A 763-nucleotide genomic window follows, 5' to 3' on the forward strand; every position below is an offset into this window, starting at 1 on the left:
AGATAGGTTGAGGTATTTTTTGTAGCCCAAAAACGGTGGGTGTGGTAGGGCACCCAATATCTTTTTGGGAGGGGATTCACTGCAATGACTCAAAAATCTGGATACACTCGGCGCAACAATCTGCTTGAAAAGTTGGAAGAGAGAAGGAGCAGAATGAAAAGCGAGACTGAGCCTCTTCAGGCTCTGTTCGCTCAGTGTGTGGAGAAGCAGGACACCCCTCAAGATGAGCATGTCTATCTCATTGGCGCCCTTCCTATTGTTGCAGGAACATTTGATAAATTTGATATTGAGTACATAGTCGACCTCATCATCCCAAAAACTGGACCCAATGCCAGGATAGGAAATGGTGGCCTTTTTAAGGCCATGGCCATTCAGATCCCTGCTACTGGATTTTCCTCGCTCAGTAAGACAGCAGAATTCCTTACAAAGGTAGATACCAATGTCGTCCTGGGGCCTGGTGTTATGCCTGAAGACATCAACAGGCATGCATTGAGCAGATTTTTGGATGCAGTAGCTGACTACGGCCCTATGCGCTTCTTCCATCAGGTAGCTGCCCATATTATGTCAAACCTTGGAAAAAAGGTAACAGCAGTTCATCTGGACAGCACATCAGTGCATTTTCATGGATCTCCTAACGAGAATGAAGAAGGTAATATAGCCATTACATTTGGCTACAGCAGAGATGGACATCCAGAGCTGCCCCAAATAATAGTGCTGGGGCTGGCTGATCATGAAACGGGATTGCCAGTCAGCTTCAAGGGCG

1 protein-coding gene is annotated in these 763 nt (G+C 46.7%); it reads left to right on the forward strand.

What is annotated here, in order from left to right:
* Nucleotides 1–84: 84 nt before the first annotated feature.
* Nucleotides 85–763 (forward strand): DUF4277 domain-containing protein (locus B5F76_RS14355; RefSeq protein WP_144268524.1); only part of this gene is annotated, 679 nt, incomplete at its 3' end.

Origin of the sequence: Desulfovibrio sp. An276, assembly GCF_002159665.1 — a bacterium.
GTDB lineage: Bacteria > Desulfobacterota > Desulfovibrionia > Desulfovibrionales > Desulfovibrionaceae > Desulfovibrio > Desulfovibrio faecigallinarum.